At 56.7% G+C, this 18,022-nt stretch carries 20 protein-coding genes and 1 pseudogene; 15 read left to right on the forward strand and 6 right to left on the reverse strand.

Annotated elements, in window-relative coordinates:
* Both JJD66_RS28175 and JJD66_RS22685 read right to left on the reverse strand, forming a co-directional pair.
* A pseudogene (locus tag JJD66_RS28175) lies at window positions 1-182 on the reverse strand (hypothetical protein); the annotation flags it as partial.
* A gap of 23 nt (window positions 183-205) precedes the next feature.
* The gene (locus tag JJD66_RS22685; RefSeq protein WP_198716510.1) at window positions 206-769 is read right to left on the reverse strand and encodes a nucleotidyltransferase family protein; all 564 of its coding nucleotides are present in this window, start codon (window positions 767-769) and stop codon (window positions 206-208) included.
* Window positions 770-1,256: 487 nt separating this feature from the next.
* On the opposite strand from JJD66_RS22685, the gene JJD66_RS22690 reads away from it, so the two are divergent.
* The 12 genes from JJD66_RS22690 (at window position 1,257) to JJD66_RS22745 (ending at window position 12,607) form a co-directional block, all read left to right on the forward strand.
* A complete protein-coding gene (locus tag JJD66_RS22690) occupies window positions 1,257-1,958 on the forward strand; it encodes a LuxR family transcriptional regulator (protein WP_230960017.1) in 702 nt (233 codons plus the stop codon).
* Between the two features lie 159 nt (window positions 1,959-2,117).
* The gene (locus JJD66_RS22695; protein WP_186563074.1) at window positions 2,118-2,693 is read left to right on the forward strand and encodes an acyl-homoserine-lactone synthase; all 576 of its coding nucleotides are present in this window, start codon (window positions 2,118-2,120) and stop codon (window positions 2,691-2,693) included.
* Window positions 2,694-2,832: 139 nt separating this feature from the next.
* Window positions 2,833-3,426, forward strand: coding sequence for an NAD(P)H-dependent oxidoreductase (locus JJD66_RS22700; RefSeq protein ID WP_052199940.1), 594 nt, complete (start codon window positions 2,833-2,835; stop codon window positions 3,424-3,426).
* Between the two features lie 13 nt (window positions 3,427-3,439).
* Entirely contained in the window at window positions 3,440-3,970 is a 531-nt protein-coding gene (locus JJD66_RS22705) for a DUF2867 domain-containing protein (RefSeq protein WP_096143277.1), read from the forward strand.
* On the forward strand, window positions 3,967-5,166 hold the full coding sequence (locus JJD66_RS22710) for an AfsA-related hotdog domain-containing protein (protein WP_200649081.1): 1,200 nt from the start codon (window positions 3,967-3,969) through the stop codon (window positions 5,164-5,166). The genes JJD66_RS22705 and JJD66_RS22710 overlap by 4 nt, the downstream gene beginning before the upstream one ends.
* Before the next feature lie 13 nt (window positions 5,167-5,179).
* The gene (locus JJD66_RS22715) at window positions 5,180-6,325 is read left to right on the forward strand and encodes an oxidoreductase (RefSeq protein WP_200649082.1); all 1,146 of its coding nucleotides are present in this window, start codon (window positions 5,180-5,182) and stop codon (window positions 6,323-6,325) included.
* Window position 6,326: 1 nt separating this feature from the next.
* Window positions 6,327-7,097 carry an SDR family NAD(P)-dependent oxidoreductase gene (locus JJD66_RS22720; protein ID WP_200649083.1) on the forward strand — a complete coding sequence of 257 codons (771 nt, stop codon included), beginning with the start codon at window positions 6,327-6,329 and terminating at the stop codon, window positions 7,095-7,097.
* Between the two features lie 8 nt (window positions 7,098-7,105).
* On the forward strand, window positions 7,106-7,873 hold the full coding sequence (locus JJD66_RS22725; RefSeq protein ID WP_200649084.1) for an SDR family NAD(P)-dependent oxidoreductase: 768 nt from the start codon (window positions 7,106-7,108) through the stop codon (window positions 7,871-7,873).
* Window positions 7,854-8,291, forward strand: a complete 438-nt coding sequence (locus JJD66_RS22730) for a hypothetical protein (protein WP_072447925.1) — start codon at window positions 7,854-7,856, stop codon at window positions 8,289-8,291. The genes JJD66_RS22725 and JJD66_RS22730 overlap by 20 nt, the downstream gene beginning before the upstream one ends.
* A gap of 239 nt (window positions 8,292-8,530) precedes the next feature.
* The gene (locus tag JJD66_RS22735) at window positions 8,531-9,871 is read left to right on the forward strand and encodes a cytochrome C (protein ID WP_200649085.1); all 1,341 of its coding nucleotides are present in this window, start codon (window positions 8,531-8,533) and stop codon (window positions 9,869-9,871) included.
* 4 nt (window positions 9,872-9,875) lie between these two features.
* Window positions 9,876-10,367 carry a sorbitol dehydrogenase gene (locus tag JJD66_RS22740; protein ID WP_198716516.1) on the forward strand — a complete coding sequence of 164 codons (492 nt, stop codon included), beginning with the start codon at window positions 9,876-9,878 and terminating at the stop codon, window positions 10,365-10,367.
* Window positions 10,364-12,607 carry a GMC oxidoreductase gene (locus JJD66_RS22745; protein WP_200649086.1) on the forward strand — a complete coding sequence of 748 codons (2,244 nt, stop codon included), beginning with the start codon at window positions 10,364-10,366 and terminating at the stop codon, window positions 12,605-12,607. Before JJD66_RS22740 ends, JJD66_RS22745 begins: the two co-directional genes overlap by 4 nt.
* A 129-nt stretch (window positions 12,608-12,736) precedes the next feature.
* On the opposite strand, the gene JJD66_RS22750 is transcribed toward JJD66_RS22745, so the two are convergent.
* Window positions 12,737-13,183 carry a GNAT family N-acetyltransferase gene (locus tag JJD66_RS22750; RefSeq protein WP_200649087.1) on the reverse strand — a complete coding sequence of 149 codons (447 nt, stop codon included), beginning with the start codon at window positions 13,181-13,183 and terminating at the stop codon, window positions 12,737-12,739.
* A 444-nt stretch (window positions 13,184-13,627) separates the two neighbouring features.
* Between JJD66_RS22750 and JJD66_RS22755 the strand changes: the two genes are divergently transcribed.
* Complete coding sequence (locus JJD66_RS22755) at window positions 13,628-13,861, forward strand: DUF6124 family protein (RefSeq protein ID WP_169912643.1); 234 nt, start codon at window positions 13,628-13,630, stop codon at window positions 13,859-13,861.
* A 3-nt stretch (window positions 13,862-13,864) separates the two neighbouring features.
* Here JJD66_RS22755 and JJD66_RS28545 read toward each other — a convergent pair whose 3' ends face one another.
* On the reverse strand, window positions 13,865-14,092 hold the full coding sequence (locus JJD66_RS28545; protein WP_442800182.1) for a hypothetical protein: 228 nt from the start codon (window positions 14,090-14,092) through the stop codon (window positions 13,865-13,867).
* Between the two features lie 392 nt (window positions 14,093-14,484).
* Here JJD66_RS28545 and JJD66_RS22760 point away from each other — a divergent pair, with 392 nt between their 5' ends.
* Together JJD66_RS22760 and JJD66_RS22765 are read left to right on the forward strand one after the other, a co-directional pair.
* Window positions 14,485-15,447: a retron St85 family effector protein gene (locus JJD66_RS22760; RefSeq protein ID WP_200649088.1), complete on the forward strand. Its 963-nt coding sequence runs from the start codon at window positions 14,485-14,487 to the stop codon at window positions 15,445-15,447.
* On the forward strand, window positions 15,447-16,385 hold the full coding sequence (locus JJD66_RS22765; protein ID WP_200649089.1) for a retron St85 family RNA-directed DNA polymerase: 939 nt from the start codon (window positions 15,447-15,449) through the stop codon (window positions 16,383-16,385). Before JJD66_RS22760 ends, JJD66_RS22765 begins: the two co-directional genes overlap by 1 nt.
* 281 nt (window positions 16,386-16,666) lie before the next feature.
* Here JJD66_RS22765 and JJD66_RS22770 read toward each other — a convergent pair whose 3' ends face one another.
* Both JJD66_RS22770 and JJD66_RS22775 read right to left on the reverse strand, forming a co-directional pair.
* A complete protein-coding gene (locus tag JJD66_RS22770) occupies window positions 16,667-17,089 on the reverse strand; it encodes a hypothetical protein (protein WP_200649090.1) in 423 nt (140 codons plus the stop codon).
* A gap of 290 nt (window positions 17,090-17,379) precedes the next feature.
* Window positions 17,380-17,937, reverse strand: a complete 558-nt coding sequence (locus JJD66_RS22775) for a hypothetical protein (RefSeq protein ID WP_069558284.1) — start codon at window positions 17,935-17,937, stop codon at window positions 17,380-17,382.
* Window positions 17,938-18,022 lie beyond the last annotated feature (85 nt).

The raw sequence follows: 18,022 nt of genomic DNA on the forward strand, positions 1-18,022 counted from the left end.
GAAGCTGTTTGGAGCTTCCTCGGATAGGCCTGATACATAGATGCAACCGGGTACCAATGTTTGAAAAGCGGGTTGAAAGTGGGGGCGAGTCCATACATAGGAGCGAGCTTGCTCGCGAAAAACTCACGGGCGCCGCGTTTAATCTGAAGGCACGCGTTATCGTTAACGATTTTCGCGAGCAAGCTCGCTCCTACAGCATTGGGGCTCAGCCCGGCTCGACTATCTTGAGCCACGGCCAACGCGCCTGATAACTCCGGGCCTTGTGCAAAAACAGCTCGGGCTCCGCGTGCAGCGGATTGATGCGCAGCACGCCCTGCTCCACATCTTCCAATCCATAAGGCGCATACACCTCGCCCGAGGCAATATCCAGCGCAATGCACGTACCCGCCACCAGGTAACGGTCAACCCCCTGCCGAGCCGAATGCAACTGCGGGTAAGGCCGGCCAAACCGCTGACCATACCAAAGGTGCACCCGCGCCTGATTCCTGACCTCCACATTCACCCCCAGGTCTTGGAATAGCCCCTGCGCCGCACGAATTACCGCGTCTTCCGCCTCGTAGGACAGGTCCTCGTCAAAGTAAAAAACGTCGTAATCCTTCACGCCCTGAGCCGCCGGCAGATTCGCCTGATGGTTCCACACCGCCTGGAACAAACAGCCCGCCGTGAGCATGCACTGCTGCACACCAAGATCCGGCAGGCGCGCGGTGATTTGCGCATTGATAGGGTTGGCCATGGCCAATTCGAGCAGGGTGTCGACCGTCAATGTCATGTTCAGTCCTCCATAATCTGGCGCAACAATACCACCCCAACATGTCACTTCTGTAGGCGCGGGCTTTTAACACCGAAACGAATCAGAAGTTTGACGAAATCACCTCGCGCCCTGCGTACAACTCGGCGCGAAGCCGAACAAATGAAACCAACATGAAGAATGCCCCCGCCTGCTTGTAAAGCAACTTTACGCAGCACTACCCTTACACGCCTTACCTCAGCTGCCCCCGCTGAAATTGATCAGGACACCGGCTAAATGGAGTTCGCCCCTTGCACGCTCCACTGCTCACTCTTAAAGGTGCGTATCGCGATACCTGCAACGCCTTCTCGCGCCTGAAGTAAGAAGGCCCAGAGCGCTGCATAAATGTGTCTAACTTTAACGCCGAGCATCTAAACCCACACCGTTGATGACACCGGCGTAGTGCCGTCATGGTTTTCGGCGCAGATAGAGCGTAAAGGTCAATTCAAGGAGAATGACAGTGAAGTGGATGGATGATGTGCTGGACACGATCGACAATGCCCGAACCGAAGCTGAATTGTTGGCTCGGATCGTCAGCACGGCAAAACACCTGGGGTTCGACTATTGCGCCTATGGAATCCGAATCCCTATCCCCGTCACCCGCCCCAAAATCGTGATGAGCAATAATTTTTTGCCTTCATGGCGACAACGCTACGCCCACTGCAAATACATCGCCGTGGACCCGACGGTACAGCACTGCACAAAATCGACGATACCGATTGTCTGGGACGAGCAAATGACCCGGCAAAACCCGCAGATGTGGGAAGAAGCCCGCGGCGCCGGGCTGGCCCATGGTTGGGCGCAATCCTGCCTGGACGGCCGCGGCAGCGGCGGCATGCTGACACTGGCGCGCTCCAATGACCCTATTACGGCACAAGAGCTTGCTGCCAATCAAAAATACATGCGGTTTTTGGTGCATGTCGCTCATCAGGGGTTCTTGCGCGTGCTGACGCCGCACTGGCAGTTACCGCAGGAAAAAACCCTGTCGCAGCGTGAATGTGAAGTGCTCAAGTGGGCAGCCGATGGCAAGACCGCCCACGAGATCGGTTTGATCCTCTCGCTATCGCGGGAAACCATCAAATTCCACCTGCGCAATGCAGGCTCGAAACTGGGCGTGCATAACTGCACCGCTACCGTCGTGCGCGCCACTTCACTGGGTTTGCTCGTCTGACACACACCTGATTGGCGCCCCCCTGATGCGTTAATGTCGCTCAGTGTGAACAACAACAATAATACGCGCCCCCTTACGACACACCTGCCCAAAAGAGCAGTACCTAAGTGCTCGATTATTCTGCCGAATGGCCCCTCGATTTTTTGCCGAGGGTTCCTCATGTATATAACCACGGGTACGCGCCTGACATTACCGACCGAGCTGTGGCAGGCCCTGTTGCTGTATCGCTATCGCGTATTTGTCGAAAAACTTGGGTGGCATCTGGACTGTGCGGTCGGTAAGGAACTGGACCAATTTGACCGCGACGACACGGTATACGTGATCGCCCGTCAAGGCCCGCACATCGTCGGTGTGGCGCGGCTGCTGCCCACGCACAAGCCCTATCTGCTCAAGGAAGTGTTCCCCCAGGTGCTGGGTGGCCAGGCACTCCCTCATTCTGCGCACATCTGGGAAATCTCCCGGTTTGCCGCCGTCGACCTGCAACAACAGACCTTCACGGGCCACTCCCTGTCATCGCCCAACGCCGTGGCGCTGCTGCACGAAGTGCTCAAGGTCGCCGCTTGCCACAAGGTTCGCCAATTGATCACGGTATCGCCGCCGGGAATTACCCGCTTGTTGCGCAACGCGGGGTTCGACGCTCATTGCGAGGGCAAGCTGACCGTGATCGACGGGCACAAGATCATGGCCAACTGGATCAGTGTGCCGCCCTGCCTGGCTGATCGAGAAGTGGCCTGAAGCAGCGCAAATGGCCTGCCGCTGCGGGCAAGTCGGCCGAGCCGACTCCCCAAAAGGTTAGGTTACAACCTCAGGCGCCTGCTCTTAAATAACACTGCATCGGCATTCCAACCGACTATAAATGGGACACACGATCTACATGAAAAAAGTCATTGTCATTTCTGGCCATCCTGATCTTTCGGTTTCCCGCGTCAATACCGCGATCATGGGCAAGATCAGCCAGCGTGGCGTCAAGGTCCATAGCCTGGCCAGCGCGGTGACGCCCACCGGGTTCGATATGGGTGCAGAGCAGGCATTGCTCAATGCCCATGACCGCATCGTGTTGCTGTTTCCGTTGTACTGGTATTCCTGCCCGGCAATCATGAAACAGTGGATCGATGAAGTCTTCACCCCAGGCTATGCCTACGCACGCGGCGGCGACAAGCTCAAAGACAAGGAATTCATGATCATCACCACAGTGGGTGCGCCCTCCACCGGCTACCGCGCCGGCGGGTTCAACCGTTACACCCTGGATGAATTGCTCAGGCCTTTGCAACAGACGGTGGCGTACGTCAAAGGCATCTACCTGCCTGTAGTCGGGATTTACGAATCGGTGTTCATCGATGACGAATCAATCGACGTCACCGCTCGGAATGTCGCCGCACAAGTGATTGAGGACCAGGCCAGCGCCGACCAACTCTACGAGAACATGCTGTTGCAGGCCGAGCAGGCACAAATCGCCCTGCTGCAATAAGGTGCCCTCACGCATGAAGACGTCAAATAACCAGATCCCACCGTGCGCCAGCCTGGTGGCCGCGCGCAACGAACTGGGTTTTCTGCACTCTGCCAGCGCACTCATCGACACCCAAGCCACGCCACTGGAACTGTACTGCCAGATGACCGCCGCGACGCCCGCCTGGCTCAAAGGCGCGTTCAGGTTGCGCGACAGCATCTCACAGCACTTTCACGTCGAGCGGATCGGCGGGTTCTCGGGTGTCACACCCCAGTGCGCCCCGGTGGTCGGCGAAAAGCTCGACTTCTTCACCATCGAAGCCATCAGCGCACAGAAGCTGGTACTGACCTCACGCGATACCCACCTGGCGGTCATGGTCTCGATCGATACCACACTCACGCAACCGCGTTGCCTGCATATCACCACCTCCGTCAAGACCTTCAACACGTTCGGCCGCCTGTACATGCTGCCGGTGGCGCCGGTACATGGGCTCATCATCAAGCGTTTGCTGTCCCGTCTCCCCCTACATTCCCCAACTCGCTCACTTGGAGATCGCAACTCATGAACAGCGCAGACTCAATTGACCCTCATCTGTTGCACAAAGACACACCCAGGGATGTATTGATCGGTCGACCCAGGCTGATTCTGCCCAGCTTTCTCAGCGCTTCGATCGGTGCCGACATACTGGCTGGCCCCCCCCAGGATCAGGACCTGTTCAAACAGCTGTACCGTGCCCAAGACGGCCGGTATGTGCTGCGCCATCTGCCCCTGACCCTCAGTGCGGAACAGGCCGGCACACTCTCCACCTTCGAGATCCGCCTGGCTGACTTCTATACCGAGTGCGACGACCGCTTCATCCTCACGGCTGAATTCATCCCCCACCAAGCCCAACGCTACCTGGCCCAGCATTTCCAAGGCGGTGATGCCCAAATACCGCCCGACCAGGTAATACGCATGATCGAATGCCTTGAGGCGCTCGCGCAGTGGGACAAGGCCAGGCAGGGCTCTTACTTGTTGATCAACGACACCAAGAATTACTACTTCTACAACAAGCAGCACGAACATGTGCCGGGCCTGATGTTGATCGAAGTGGCCAGGCAAGCCATGTACCACTACGTCTACAACTACTTGGGCCATCAGCGCGGTGCGGTTTCCATTTCCATCGAAGACTTGCGCATTTCCTTCAACGCCTACACCGAATCGGCTTACGAGGTCGAAGTCGTGGTGCAACAGACCCACGGCCTGAAGCGATCGCAACCCAAGTCCATCGACAAGTGCGCAAACTTCTATCAGAACGGCCGGCTGGTATCGCGTCTCTGGCTGCAAGGCGCAGTGATCAAGTTACCGCTGTTCAAACGCATGCGTTCGTTGAACTACCCTCAGGATCACTGGTTCACCCCTTCCGATCGCTTGCCCAAGAACATCCTCGTGCATCACGCCGACAGTGCGCTGCAAGCCAGGCTGAGCCTGCTCTCGGTACTGGGCGTGCTGGTGACTCACCAGGCCGAAGGCATCAATTGGAGCACGGTCACGACCGTATCGCTGTATATCGAAGGGGGCGGCTTCCTCAGCCTGCCTGTTGCTTCGACTTGCTCCACCGGCGAACCCGACCAGCGCGTGCTGGTGTTCGACAAACTGTCCAAGAGCCAGGCCAGCGAACTGCGTGAAACGATCAAGTGCCACTGCTTCTTTGCCGGGCAGATGCAATGGAACGCTGGCTCTTCACCTGACCCTCTGGCCCCCGAGCAAATCGTGGCATGAGGATCCTGCGCCCATGAGCTATGAGTTATCACAACGCCCACTGATGATCGGTCAGGGCGTTTCGCTGAAAAACCGCGTGTACTTCGCGCCGATGGGCATCGACCTGGCTACCTCGGACGGTTCGCTGTCCGAGGAAATGCTCAGTTTCTATCACCATGTGATCGACGGTGGCTGCGCCATGGTGGTGCTGGGCAACTCCTCCATAGCGCCCTCCACGCGTCTGCATGCGCGTGGCCTGTGCCTGCACAGCCATGCCAACGTGGAAAAGCTCGCGCCGCTGGTGGAGTACGGTCGCCAGCGGGACTGTCCAGTGGTGGTGCAACTTCAGCATTACGGCGCCCAAGGTGGCACACAGATCAGCGGCCAACCGCTGCTTTGCCCGAGCCGCAGTGCGTTATCCGGCAGCCGCGGCGCCGAGGCATTGGAGATGAGTGTCGAGGACATCGACGCCGTTTGCGATCAGTTTGCTCAAGCGGCTCTGCGAGCCAGACAGGCCGGCGCCAGGATGGTCCAGCTTCAGGCCTCCAATGGCTACCTGCTGAGCAGTTTTCTATCGCCCTGGACCAACCATCGCCATGACGCTTACGGCGGCAGCCCGCTCAAGCGAGCACGGTTTCTGTTGGAAGTCATCGACCGCATTCACAGGGTTACCGCAGGAGAGCTGGAGGTTTCCGTGCGCCTGGGCATTGATGATTGCGTAGGCGCCAACGGGCAGCAACCGGAACTGCTCCAGGATGTGGTGGCGGCCCTGGAAAACGCCGGGACCTCGGCAATCATGTGCTCGATCACCATCAAGGAAACCTTCCGCTACATGCTGTCTGCCCATCCGACGATTCAGCAACAGTTCGTCGAAGGGGTACGCCTGATCAAGTCATTCACCTCGCTGCCGGTCGGCTATGCCGGTTTCATTGGCTCCCTGCAGGAAGCAGAAAATCAACTGCAGCTGGGTCACTGTGACCTGATCGGTATGAGCCGAGCCCTTTTTGCCGATAACGACCTGATCAACAAATCGCTCGCCGGCCATGAAGACAAGGTTCAGCAATGCCGGTTTGACGGTAACTGCTTTCGGGACAAGAGCAACCCGCAACTCGACCGGGTGTATTGCTGCGTGAATGAGAACTACAAGCGTCCCGCTCACATCCACTACGGAAATCAATAACATGGAATTTCAAGACAAGAACATCGTCATTACCGGCGGTGCCAGCGGCATCGGCCTGGCGGTGGCAAAACAACTGGCCAAAGCGGGCGCACGCCTGTTTCTGATGAGCAGGAACCAGCAAAAGGCCGACGCCGCGCTGGAGATACTGGGGGCTTCGGCGCAGTTCATCTTTTGCGATGTGGTGTCGCACACCTCGGTAGCCGAGGCATTCGCGACGGTGGCTGGCGAGGTGGATCAGTTGCACTTTGCAATCAACAACGCAGGCATTACCGCCCCCTACGCGCCGATCGCGACCAGCGCACCGCAGGACTGGGACAGGGTCATCCACACCAACCTGAACGGCCCCTTTTACTGCCTGCAAAAAGAACTGGAACTGATCAGCCGGTACCCCGATGGGGCGATCGTCAATGTGTCTTCGTGCGCGGGCGTGATGCCTATGGCCAATCAGGCCGCCTACGTCGCCAGCAAGACCGCGCTCAATGCCTTGACGCAGGTCGCCGCGATGGAGAATGCCTGCGACAGCGGATCCGGTTTTGCCGTACGCGTCAACGCCGTAGCGCCCGGGCCGACACTGGGCGGTATGAACTCTGCGGAACGGCTGGCGGCCCATCCGGAAAACACCCAGCGCAAGCGTGACGTGACCGCCATGAAACGCTTTGCCCATCCAGAGGAAATCGCCGACGCGATCGTGTTTTTGTTGAGCCGCAGATCCAGCTACATCACCGGCTCGGTGCTCAGTGCCGATGGCGGCTATCACATCGGTAAATTCTAGGGGCAATCATGGCTAGCATATTGATCACCGGTGTGAGCACCGGTATCGGCAACGCTCTGGCACGTTATCACTTGGCCAGGGGCGACGAGGTGCTCGCGGTATCACGCAATCCTGCGGCCAATATCCCGTCACAGGAGCGCTTTCACTTCCTCAGGTGCGACTTGACCGATATCGACCGCGCCCCGGCAACCTTGCAGGCGTTGCTGTCGCGCTCCCCTGCCCCGGTAGACACCGTCTACCTGAATGCGGGTCGGTTCGGCAGCCCTCCACAACTGGCCACGCAAACTTCGATGCAGGAGTTCAACAGCGTCCTGGCACTTAACCTGGGCGCGGTGAAAATGGTCCTGGATATCCTGCTGAGTGCGAGGCAGCCTCCCAGCACCGTGGTGTTTTCATCATCGATTTCGGCACTGCGCCAACGTGCCGGGATGCTCTCATATTCGGTCTCCAAGGCGGCGCTGAACGCTCTGGCAAAAATCTATCATTTGGAAAACCCACACACATTCTTTGCCGTGCTGGGGCTCTGCAACGTCCAGACGACGGTGGCGAAGACCATCATGGCGGCGGACGAACGCTTCAGTGACCTTGTCGCACTCCGCCAACGGGCGGCAGTGCCCGGCTACATCGTCGACGCAGAATCCCGCGCTGCGCATATCGTTCAGGTCTTGGCCGAGCGCCATCATCTTGGACTGAAATCGGGTGAGTTCCAGGAAATCCGCGACTTGTTGAACCAGCCACTCCAGGAGGAGACCCGCAATGACCCAATCCACCCATGAAAAAATCGTACGTGTCGGCGCTGCATACGACATTCTCGCGATGGCTCCCTTCGCTTTGCCGATCGTGTCCGTCTGGGCCTATGCACTGATCCAATGGGTTGATTTGCAACTGGGCTTCGACAGCCACTTCTCGGCGCTCGACCCCACGGCTATGTTCCTGCTCAACATCGGCGCTTGGGCATACCTTGTGTGGGGCGTTGTACGTTGGCGAGCCCCTACACGCGAACATGCCCGTCTCAGCGCCCTGCTACGCGTGATCGTAGTGGTAGTGCAGGTAGTGGCCGTCAGCAGTGGCGCTTCACCTTTCCTGCTGGTGCTGGGTGCCGTTCAATTGTTGCTGGCGGTGCTGGAGTTTTCGCATAGATTATTCGAACGCAGCGGTGCCCCATCCAGCCGAGAAGAGGCACGCGCCTACTAATCCTGCCGGGGGCCAACCTGGCGCTTGATGAAGGCCCCGCCTTCATCTCCTCGACATCGCCCCCGGACCATCCACCCACTGAGCCCTCCTGCTTATCCCTACCTTTAGTCGGATATTTCTGGCGGTTCAAGCGCAACGGCTAGCCTTCAGCCTAGCGTAAGGGATAACGCTGAACTATCGGTCCATGAAGGGCCAGTACGCCTCGTCGTCCCGACGCTTTATCTGCTGAGGAGACGATAATGAAAATAACCTTGAAACGGTTGGCGTGCCTGGGTGCGAGCTTCACCAGCGTGCTCGCCATGGCCGATGCGGCCAGCCCGCCGCCGCTGTCACCTGCGATTCCCTTCGACGTCACCGCCAATGCCCCCTTCACCCTGGACAACCTGCAACACGATTTCGACGTGCTGTCGTGGCAGACCTTCGTCGCGCTGAACTGGCCCGCCAACGCCGACGGCAGCGCCAACACCTCGGCGCAGATCGGCGCGCCGGGGCAGACGGTTTGGGAGTCGTGGAAGGAGAGCTACGAGATTTTCCTGCCCCAAGGCCAGAAGCCTGTCGCCTGGAACCAGAAGGCGCCGCTACCCCCGGCCTGCCAAGGCAAGGGTGACCTGCCCGTGCTGCAGCAGATGGGCAAGGTCGCCGGTGTGCTCGACGAGACCATCCAGCCGTTCAAGACCGGCCCACTGGTCGATCAGAGCGGCACTTACACGCGCAACGCGATCATGGTCAACCAGCCGATGTTCGACACCATCGTCAACAATGGTCTGTACAGCAAGGAAGGCCAACAGGCTTTCTTCACCAAGGCCGACAACCGCATCGCCTTCTCCTGCGGCGTGAAGGAGGACAAGCAGGTCGGCGCGATCATGGTCAAGTCGGCCTGGAAGGTACTCGGCGGCAACGACAACCCGCAGGACTTCCACGCCGTCGACGCGCTGGTCTACACCCCAGGCAACGCCGACCCGAGCAAGGGCGCGGTGATCCCCGAATCGTGCAACGCGCAGAAGGTCGGGCTGGTCGGCCTGCACATCGTGCACAAGACCAAAGATGCGCCGCAGTGGGTGTGGTCAAGCTTCGAGCACGTGCGCAACGTACCGGAAAAGACCACCCCCATGAACGAGCGCAAGGGCCCCTACCTGTTCTACAACGCCCAGGCCAGCGACCGCCCGGTGAACGAGCCGCCCGCGCAGCCGTGGGACCCGTCGAAGAAAGCCACGCCCTCGCAGATCGTGCGGGAAATTCCGCTCACCGCCGCAACCCACCAGCTCAACGCGCAGTGGCAAGGCGCGCTCAAGGGCACGGTGTGGGCCAACTACCAGTTGATCAGCACCCAATGGCCAACCGCCCCCGCCGATGACTGCCAGGTGCCGTCGCCAACCAACCCGCTGGGCACGCCTGCGCCGAACTTCCTGGCCAACGCCACCCTGGAAACCTACAACCAGGGCACTACGCCGCAGGCTTCATCCAGTTGCATGGAGTGCCACAACAACGCGACCACCCGGGTGACCCAGTCACCGCGCACCAGCTTCGCCGATTTCACCTTTCTGCTTGAACGTGCCCAATCCACCGGTGCCAAGGAGTGATGCCATGAGCGACCCGAACCTGCAAGACTTCATCGACCTGTCTGCCGAGCTCACTGGCCTGTCAGCCAAGCTGCTGGCGCCTGCCGTCGACCCGATCAACCTGCCTCCGGTGTTTTTCGACACCGCCCAGCAAGGCATGGGCACCGAAGCGTTCAGCAAACTGCTGAACCTGTACGTCCCTATCAAAGGCCAACCCCATGAGCAGATCGCCAGCGCCATACTCGGCAGTTCGGACCCGCAGATCGCCAAAGGCGCCCGCTCGATCATGAAGCTGTGGCTGCTTGGCAGTTGGTACCAGCCTTATGACCAAGGCGCCGCCCACACGGGTGACATCCGCGTGGTCTCCGACCAGGCTTACAAGGAAAGCTGGGCGTGGAAAATCGCCCAATCCCACCCCATGGGCTACAGCGAGTACCACTTCGGCTACTGGGCCGAGCAGCCACCGACCCTCAAGCAATTCACCGGTGTCGACGCCAAGGAAGGGCAGCAGCCATGAGCACTCTAAACACCCAGAACATCGAAACCGCCGACGTGATCGTCGTGGGCGCCGGCATGGCCGGCAGCGTCATGGCCTACCAGCTGGGCCTGGCCGGCTTGAAAGTGCTGGTGCTCGAGTCGGGCCCGGCGATACCGCCTAACCGCAGCGAGTACCTGGAGCGTTTCTACACGGCCGTGCTCAAGGCGCCCGAGTCGCCCTACCCACCGGAGCAGAGCGAGCAGACCCCGGCCAAACAGTTCGCCCCGCGAGCGACTATCCAGGACTTGATCACCGCCGGCAGCCACGACAAGGACAAGGTGCAGAAGAGCTACCTGGTACAGAACGGGCCGCGACTGTTCGCCAGCACCTACGAGCGGGTGGGCGGCGGTACCATGTGGCACTGGATGGGAACGGCTCTGCGCCTGTTACCCAACGACTTTCGTATGCAGAGCAAGTACAAGGTCGGGGTCGACTGGCCGATCAGCTACGACGACCTGCAGACCGCCTACTGCCGCGCCGAGGAAGAGATGGGCGTGTCCGCCGATGTGGCGTTGCAGACTTACCTGGGCGTGACCTTCCCCCAGGGCTACCAATACAGCATGCACGGCATTCCTCCATCGTTGGTCGACCAGGGCGTGGGCAAGGCCATCAATGGCACGCAGTACCAGGGCATCACTCTCAACGTGCGGCAAACCCCGGCCGGGCGTAACTCGCAGAACGACAACGGCCGCCGGGTATGCGCCGGCAACACCAGCTGCACGCCGATCTGCCCGATCCAGGCCAAGTACGACGCTACCGTGACCATGGCCAAGGCGCTGGATACCGGTAACGTGCGGATCCTCTACCAGTGCGTGGCGAGCAAGGTGCAGGTGGATGCCAACGGGGTCACGGGGATCGATTTCATCCAGTACCAGAACAACGGCACGCAACAGAACGGCACGGCTCAGGGCAAGCGCTACGTGATCGCCGCCCACGCGATCGAAACGCCTAAGCTGCTGCTCAACTCCATCGGCCCGCACAGCCCAAAAGGGGTCGCCAACAGCAGCGGCCAGGTCGGCAAGTCATTGGCCGACCACCCGGTGTACCTGGCCTGGGGCCTGATGCCTGAAGGCAAGCCGTTGTTCCCCTTTCGTGGGCCACTGTCCACCTCAGGGATCGAAGACATGCGCGACGGTGCGTTCCGCAGCACGCGTGCCGCCTGGCGTATCGAGATCGGCAACGAGGGTTGGAACTGGTCGGCGAATGATCCGTACACCACGGTCTGCGATTTTATCGACGGCGAAAACAATGGCGGCACCAACAATGGCGGCGCCGACCACAAGAGCGAGGCATTGTCCGGCGTGGCGCTGGTGCAGAAGCTCAACAGCGTGCTGACCCGCCAGTTCCGCCTGGCCTTCTTGATTGAGCAAGTGGAGAAAGACCCCGAGCATGCGCTGTGCCAGGTGGAGAGTAGCAAGCATTTCACCGACGGCTTGGGCCTGCCTCGGCCAGAGATCGCCTACGAACTGTCCGACTACACCAAGGAGGGCTTCAAGCAGGCGCGCCTGGCCGCCACGCATATCATCACCAAACTGATGGGCGCCACCGAGCTGACCAACCTGAACCCCACGCTCGACCCCACGCTCGTCGCGCAAACGGTGTTCAACTACGACCACCAGAACTACGCCTTCTACGGCGCTGGCCACCTGATGGGCACCTACCGCATGGGCTCGGACCGCAACAAGTCGGTGGTGGACAAAGACCAGCGCAGCTGGGACCACCCCAACCTGTTCCTGGTCGGCGACGGCGTGTTCCCCTCCACCGGCACCGCCAACCCGACCTTGACCATCACCGCGCTGACCTTCCAGGCCGCCGACGTGGTCGCCAGCGACCTGCTCAAGCGTACCGTGCAGGTGCAAGCCAGAGACCCCTGGCAGGGCACCGGCGTGCAGGTCAACGGACAGAGCTGGCAACTGGCGGTGTGCACCGGTGGGCAGTGGACGGCCAACCCGGGCACCGGCATGGTCGGCGCGGCGGGCCACCCAGGCCTGACCGCCAAGCCAGGCTATACCTTGCCCGGTCAAGCGGAAGGCGCATTGATCGGGCGTATCGGTGAGAACGGCGTTCCGTTCCTGGTCGGCAACCAGGCGCAATTGCCGCGTGGCCAGCAGGGGGAGTTGCAGTTGTGCATCAATGACGACCTGACCGGGCGCTACGGGGCTGGCCTGAGCGATAACCAGGGCAGTCTGTCAGTGGAGGTACGTTTCGGGTCGGTGTAGGCGCTGGCATAGCAACCCCACAGTGCTGCGGCGATGTTGCAGTGTTGTGGGGTTGCTCTCTTAATCCCGTCACTTACAAGCTATCGGCCACGCCTAACGCCGTGAGCCATTGCCATTGCAGCCATCGCTTCAGAAACCGCCAAGCAGCATGATATGAGTCGCCTGAGCCTCATCTGTCCGCTTGAAGCCACAGCGCTCATAAAAGGCGCTTCCTTCAGCCGTATCCGTGAAAAGACGCACGACCTGAAACCTGAGAGCTGCACGTTCAACAAGCGCCTTTACCAGCATCTGTCCGACGCGTTGCCCCCTTGACGAAGGCGCGATGTACACCCGTCGCAGTCTGGCCACATTATTGTCAGCATAGGGATCAACTGAAAGACCGCCGATGCCTATCAGTTGCTGATTCAAATAGGCCTCCATCAGACACTCGCCTGGTGCATCAAAGCGGTTTGCTCCAAAGTGCCATTCGTTAATCAGACGCGTGAGGAACCTGAAACCCTCGCCAACGGCTTCCTTTTCCAGCGCTTGTATCTCGCGCGGAAGGTGGGTGATCCGTTGAACCTCATATCGTTTCATCCATCCCTGCCTCCAATATGAAACGCGTTCAATGCTAACAATTTCGTCTGAGGTGACGAACACGCCTGTAGGAGCGAGCTTGCTCGCGAAAACCCCAAACGATAACGCAGCGCCTGAAGGCAAAATCCGATTCCCCTGCTGCACCTTGCTCCATTGCCTACGCCTGCGTCAGAATCCGCCGGCTTGTGCGCTGAGGTGGCCGTCTCTAAGGTGGCTCGGTCGCTGAATTGTTCAGTGATCGGGTTTAGTAGCCTGAAGGTTAATCCAGACAACGTGCACAAGCTTCATCGATCAGACATTGCGTCTGTGTTTGATGGTGGCTGTGCGCAGGGCACCTTCGGGTGCGCCGGCTTTGTTTGGATTCCCCGGTCTACTAACCTGCGCACAGCCGCCACCCTTATGTTTAGTAGCTAAAGGATGATGGCCCTAAACAGGAATTCAAACATGCTCAAACCAGACTCAACCACGCTCTTCACCGTCGCCCCCAACGCCAGCAACGAAACCCTCATCACCAACAGCTACGAAACCTTCACCAGCGTCAGCACCCTGCTGCTCGACCTGTCCGAAGACCTCAACGGCAAACACCGCGACATCGCCCTCGCCATCCACCAACTGAGCGAACTGGGTGTACTCCTCACCGCCAGACTCCTGGACCGCGAAGTGCCCTGCCCTGGGTGATGATTAGCTCTTCAACTGATTAGCCCGATGACTCGCCGCGTCGTTGTAAGCCAGATACAACGACTCGGCGATTTGGCGCTTGATGGCTTTGGTGGATTCAGCCTCGGCACAAAGCCCTCTGCGATGACGAGAGCGGCGACTGCTTTCGGCCAATAGCAGTCGTTCATGAGTGACCGTCTCGTCCGTACCTGTCAGGCAATCTGATGACGTGAGTCGGAGTATGTTTGCCAAGACGCTGCAGACGTCATGGACATGTTTCTGCGTTCGTTATAGCTTGGAACGGGCTGTACGTGCCGCCCCGTGGAAAATGTGCTTAGAACCTCGTCAAGACTCATTGGACAGGCCGATGGATCAACCGAAAAGTAAGCTTGACAAAAGCTCGCACCCTAATAAGATGGCGTCCTCTTTACGCGTTTTAGGAGCTTTCGAGCTCTAGTCCGGTGTATAGCCAGACTCTAATTTATTGAACGGTATTAGTTGCGACGAAGGCTCGCGTGGGCTTCACTCGTCGCACTCGTACCTCGCACTCCTCGCAAAGCCCACGCGAGCCTTCGCCGCTATATCTTTGGTAAAGAGAACCTCCTGGAGACGCAAACAAGTGCCATGGACTAGGATTGACTAAAGTGACTTTGAAATTCGATGATAAGAGGCTCGAGTCACTAGCATATATTTCTCTCAAAAATTCCCGTGTCATCCTGACTCATCCAATACTTTTTCTCTGCGGCGGCCAGGTCGACGTTAAATCGCCTGCGCCGACTTCTGTTAGAGGGGCGCTTGTTGAGTACTTGCATAAAGCCCAATGTCATCTCGCGGACAGTATTACTCTTGCTGAAGACTTTAAAGACTGGATTCATGATGCTGTTTACAAAGATCTCTTGGCCTTTGAGAGTGACATAGCTCACATATCGTCTCTAATAGTTATAATTCTCGAAAGCCCAGGTGCGCTAGCTGAACTTGGACTATTTGTAAAAAACAAAGCGCTCAAAAATAAAATATTGGTTTTTGTAAGACAAGATCATTATGAAGAGAACTCTTTCATAAGGCTTGGGCCACTAAGATATCTACAAGGCGTAAAGGAAAGTAGCGTCTGCTCATATCCATGGAATAATGACGATCTTGCAGGAAGCCTTTCCACTTCATTGAAAGAAATGAGAGAGGATATTTTAGGTGCGATATCAAACCGAGATGATTCAGAGGCATTCAATATAGATAATGAGGGGCATATCGCTTTTGTAATCTATGAGGTAATAAAAGTTTTCAGGGCTTTAAAATTTATGGAAATCGAAGCTTATCTTCAGGCTATCGATATTAACATTACAAGAGACAAACTCAAAAGACTTCTTTTTCTTCTCGATAAGTTCAACTTAATTGACAGTTCAAGCCGAGGGCATATCGAGTATTATTATGCAACTATCGACGTGGTTATGGTGGAGTTTGCGGGTAAATTTGAACCCACCAAAGTAAAACTTGCAGCCCAGCAGTATTATGCAACCAATGATGGCGAGACAAAAAGAATGCACATCATTAAGTCAGCCTACGCTAAAGCAGTTCCCGAGCCAGTCATTTTACCAGAGGAGGTGGACTGATGCTCATTTTAGAAGAACTGGCAAGCAAGCTACTGATTAGCACAACGGAATTAGTTAGCTTCGTGAATACGGCGCCTTATCGATATAAAGTATATACAATCCCTAAAAGGAGCGGTCGAGGAGTAAGAATTATTGCGCAACCTACAGAGGTGCTAAAAGTGATGCAGCGTATGGTTCTCGATAGCTACTTGAAAGGGCTTCCAGTCCATGATTGCGCCACAGCATATAGAGAAGGAGTAAGTATTAAGGAGAACGCTATCGCGCACCTAAATAGCAAATATCTTCTAAAACTGGACTTTTCAGACTTTTTCCCTTCTATAAGCCCGAGCGACCTTGTTTCGCACATAAAAAGACACAGAGGAAGTATTTTTCGCGAAGATGCATATGCAGTAAAAAAGATTTTTTTCTGGGCTAGAAAGAAAGAACCTTTGCACAGACTTAGTATTGGGGCGCCATCATCACCCTTTATATCGAACACCTTGATGTATGAATTTGATTGCAAAGTTTTCGATGAATGTGCTCGCTTAGGTGTTAGATATACTCGGTATGCGGACGACCTTACATTTACCACTAATGCTCGAGGTGCTTTGTATGGGCTTCTCGATATGGTTAATAAGATCTGCGCCGAAATCGCTTACCCAACATTAAGAATAAATTCAGAAAAGACTGTTTTTTCATCAAAAGGAAATAATCGTCATGTCACAGGGCTTGTACTAACAAATGACAACAAGGTATCGCTAGGTCGGGAGAGAAAAAGATACTTCAGATCATTGATTCATAAGCATTCACTTGGCGAATTGTCTGATGAAGAAATTTATGCACTCAAAGGGCGACTGGCATTCGCGAAGCATGTGGAGCCAGCATTTTATAATTCTGTGATTAAGAAATACGGTGCAGAACTCATCGCCTCTATTATGGTGTTTCAGATTTTAGCATAGGGAATTTTTCTTATGATTTTTATTACCCACAAGCCAGCCTTTGTTACAGCTACTACTCGCTAAGGCTTAATAACAAAGGCCGCAACAGAGCTGCGTTAGCGTGAAATCAGGATCATTGCCTACGGTACAATTGTGGACTAATGCTGTCGATCAATCCGTAACCTATAGAATCTGTCGCTAATGTGGCAATTGGCGTATGGCATCTTTGACTTCTGCTGCGGTTTTTAGGAAGCCTAACGTGAAGTAGAGGCTTGCCGACGGCAGTCGCCTCGAACGACCGGCTAGGAGCCGCCCTCAAGCGTACTGATTCCCCGAATGAGTCCTTGGAGGGCATAAGACAAATTAACCTCATCCGTCGATTTAGACAGTGCGAGGCAATTGCTGTGCTCACACATTTTTTGAGCTCTCGCGTACGCATCTGGATAGAGATCTTTGTTCTTCTCTAAGAACGCCAGAGCGGCCTGCGTAAAACCCAGGCTGGTGTAATCCATCCTCACACCGGCAAGAAGGGTAGTCGCAGCACGCTCAACGCTGTGAATCCGAGCATTTTGCAGCCAGTACCACATTGCCACAATAGAAAATCCGGCGATAGCGATCCCGTAGGCGACGTGGACCAGCTTTTGAAACCGAGATTGCAAAGGAAGCAGAAGAGCAATGATCGATGCCACTGAACCCACTGCGCCAAGAAGAATCCAAAAGTCCATCTGATGATCCTAAATTTTTGAGCAGCGGAGTGTACCTCCTGTACATCTACATTACCCTTCTGAATCGCGCCTGATTTTGTAGAGCATTGAATGACTGCTTTTGGCCGGTTGCTGCCTCTCGCGACAGGCGGCAATTGCCCAGTTTCAGCCGGTCACGTCTAACGACTTTCGGCCAGTAGTTGACCTAGCGTTTCACTGGGTCCGTATCCCCGAATTGGTGCCGTACTGTGTCACAGGCCGGCATCTCCAGAGTGAGTCAGAACGCTGTAGTGAGGCGTTCAGCCTGCAAGTCAATGACCGACGTGCTGCCAGCCCGTAAAGAATAGTGAATTAACGGCCTTCGCTAGCATGTATGCGCAATCGGGGAACGCACACAACGAGGTTCCGACTAGCGTCAGCATTGTTGCAACGATCATTGTCCCGACCTGACCTGCCAGTGCGTAGGGAAGTGTAATTTCCTCATGGTAGCGAATGTTATCGAAGCATAGGCGCATATGCGTTTTCAGCGTGGCAAGCTCAAATGCGGCGCTATCATGCTTATCTTGGAGCGTTCTTAGGTCCTGGCGTAGCGAAGCCAATTCACGGTGCTCCTCGCTAGGGTAATTCTGTATTGCCGTGGTGTTGCTGAAGGAGAACGACTTGTTCTCAACGACCGCGGGTGTGGGCACAAAGATCGCGCGTACAGCTTGAATCTTCGCCGTGGCAGCTAAGGCGATGGTGACTAAGCCTGAGAGCACGGCCAGAAACAGGCCAAAACTCAGCATGTAGTTATTTTCGGCGAAGCCGAGCGCCGTAAAGATCGCCGCGACCAGCATTACTATCAGTGCCATCCTTAGAACTGTTTTCATTGACCTCGCCTACGCTTTTTTCGGGACGCCAGTATGAGCGGCTCCAAGCGAGGAATCCAGACGACTGAGGCGGAGCATGAACCTA

Source organism: Pseudomonas sp. MF6751 (genome assembly GCF_016613265.1).
GTDB classification, from domain to species: domain Bacteria; phylum Pseudomonadota; class Gammaproteobacteria; order Pseudomonadales; family Pseudomonadaceae; genus Aquipseudomonas; species Aquipseudomonas fluorescens_BV.

Coding starts and splice junctions, on each gene's coding strand:
- JJD66_RS22685 (WP_198716510.1), bottom strand. CDS start 769: ATGACATTGACGGTCGACACCCTGCTCGAATTGGCCATGGCCAACCCT.
- JJD66_RS22690 (WP_230960017.1), top strand. CDS start 1,257: ATGGATGATGTGCTGGACACGATCGACAATGCCCGAACCGAAGCTGAA.
- JJD66_RS22695 (WP_186563074.1), top strand. CDS start 2,118: ATGTATATAACCACGGGTACGCGCCTGACATTACCGACCGAGCTGTGG.
- JJD66_RS22700 (WP_052199940.1), top strand. CDS start 2,833: ATGAAAAAAGTCATTGTCATTTCTGGCCATCCTGATCTTTCGGTTTCC.
- JJD66_RS22705 (WP_096143277.1), top strand. CDS start 3,440: ATGAAGACGTCAAATAACCAGATCCCACCGTGCGCCAGCCTGGTGGCC.
- JJD66_RS22710 (WP_200649081.1), top strand. CDS start 3,967: ATGAACAGCGCAGACTCAATTGACCCTCATCTGTTGCACAAAGACACA.
- JJD66_RS22715 (WP_200649082.1), top strand. CDS start 5,180: ATGAGCTATGAGTTATCACAACGCCCACTGATGATCGGTCAGGGCGTT.
- JJD66_RS22720 (WP_200649083.1), top strand. CDS start 6,327: ATGGAATTTCAAGACAAGAACATCGTCATTACCGGCGGTGCCAGCGGC.
- JJD66_RS22725 (WP_200649084.1), top strand. CDS start 7,106: ATGGCTAGCATATTGATCACCGGTGTGAGCACCGGTATCGGCAACGCT.
- JJD66_RS22730 (WP_072447925.1), top strand. CDS start 7,854: ATGACCCAATCCACCCATGAAAAAATCGTACGTGTCGGCGCTGCATAC.
- JJD66_RS22735 (WP_200649085.1), top strand. CDS start 8,531: ATGAAAATAACCTTGAAACGGTTGGCGTGCCTGGGTGCGAGCTTCACC.
- JJD66_RS22740 (WP_198716516.1), top strand. CDS start 9,876: ATGAGCGACCCGAACCTGCAAGACTTCATCGACCTGTCTGCCGAGCTC.
- JJD66_RS22745 (WP_200649086.1), top strand. CDS start 10,364: ATGAGCACTCTAAACACCCAGAACATCGAAACCGCCGACGTGATCGTC.
- JJD66_RS22750 (WP_200649087.1), bottom strand. CDS start 13,183: ATGAAACGATATGAGGTTCAACGGATCACCCACCTTCCGCGCGAGATA.
- JJD66_RS22755 (WP_169912643.1), top strand. CDS start 13,628: ATGCTCAAACCAGACTCAACCACGCTCTTCACCGTCGCCCCCAACGCC.
- JJD66_RS22765 (WP_200649089.1), top strand. CDS start 15,447: ATGCTCATTTTAGAAGAACTGGCAAGCAAGCTACTGATTAGCACAACG.
- JJD66_RS22770 (WP_200649090.1), bottom strand. CDS start 17,089: ATGGACTTTTGGATTCTTCTTGGCGCAGTGGGTTCAGTGGCATCGATC.
- JJD66_RS22775 (WP_069558284.1), bottom strand. CDS start 17,937: ATGAAAACAGTTCTAAGGATGGCACTGATAGTAATGCTGGTCGCGGCG.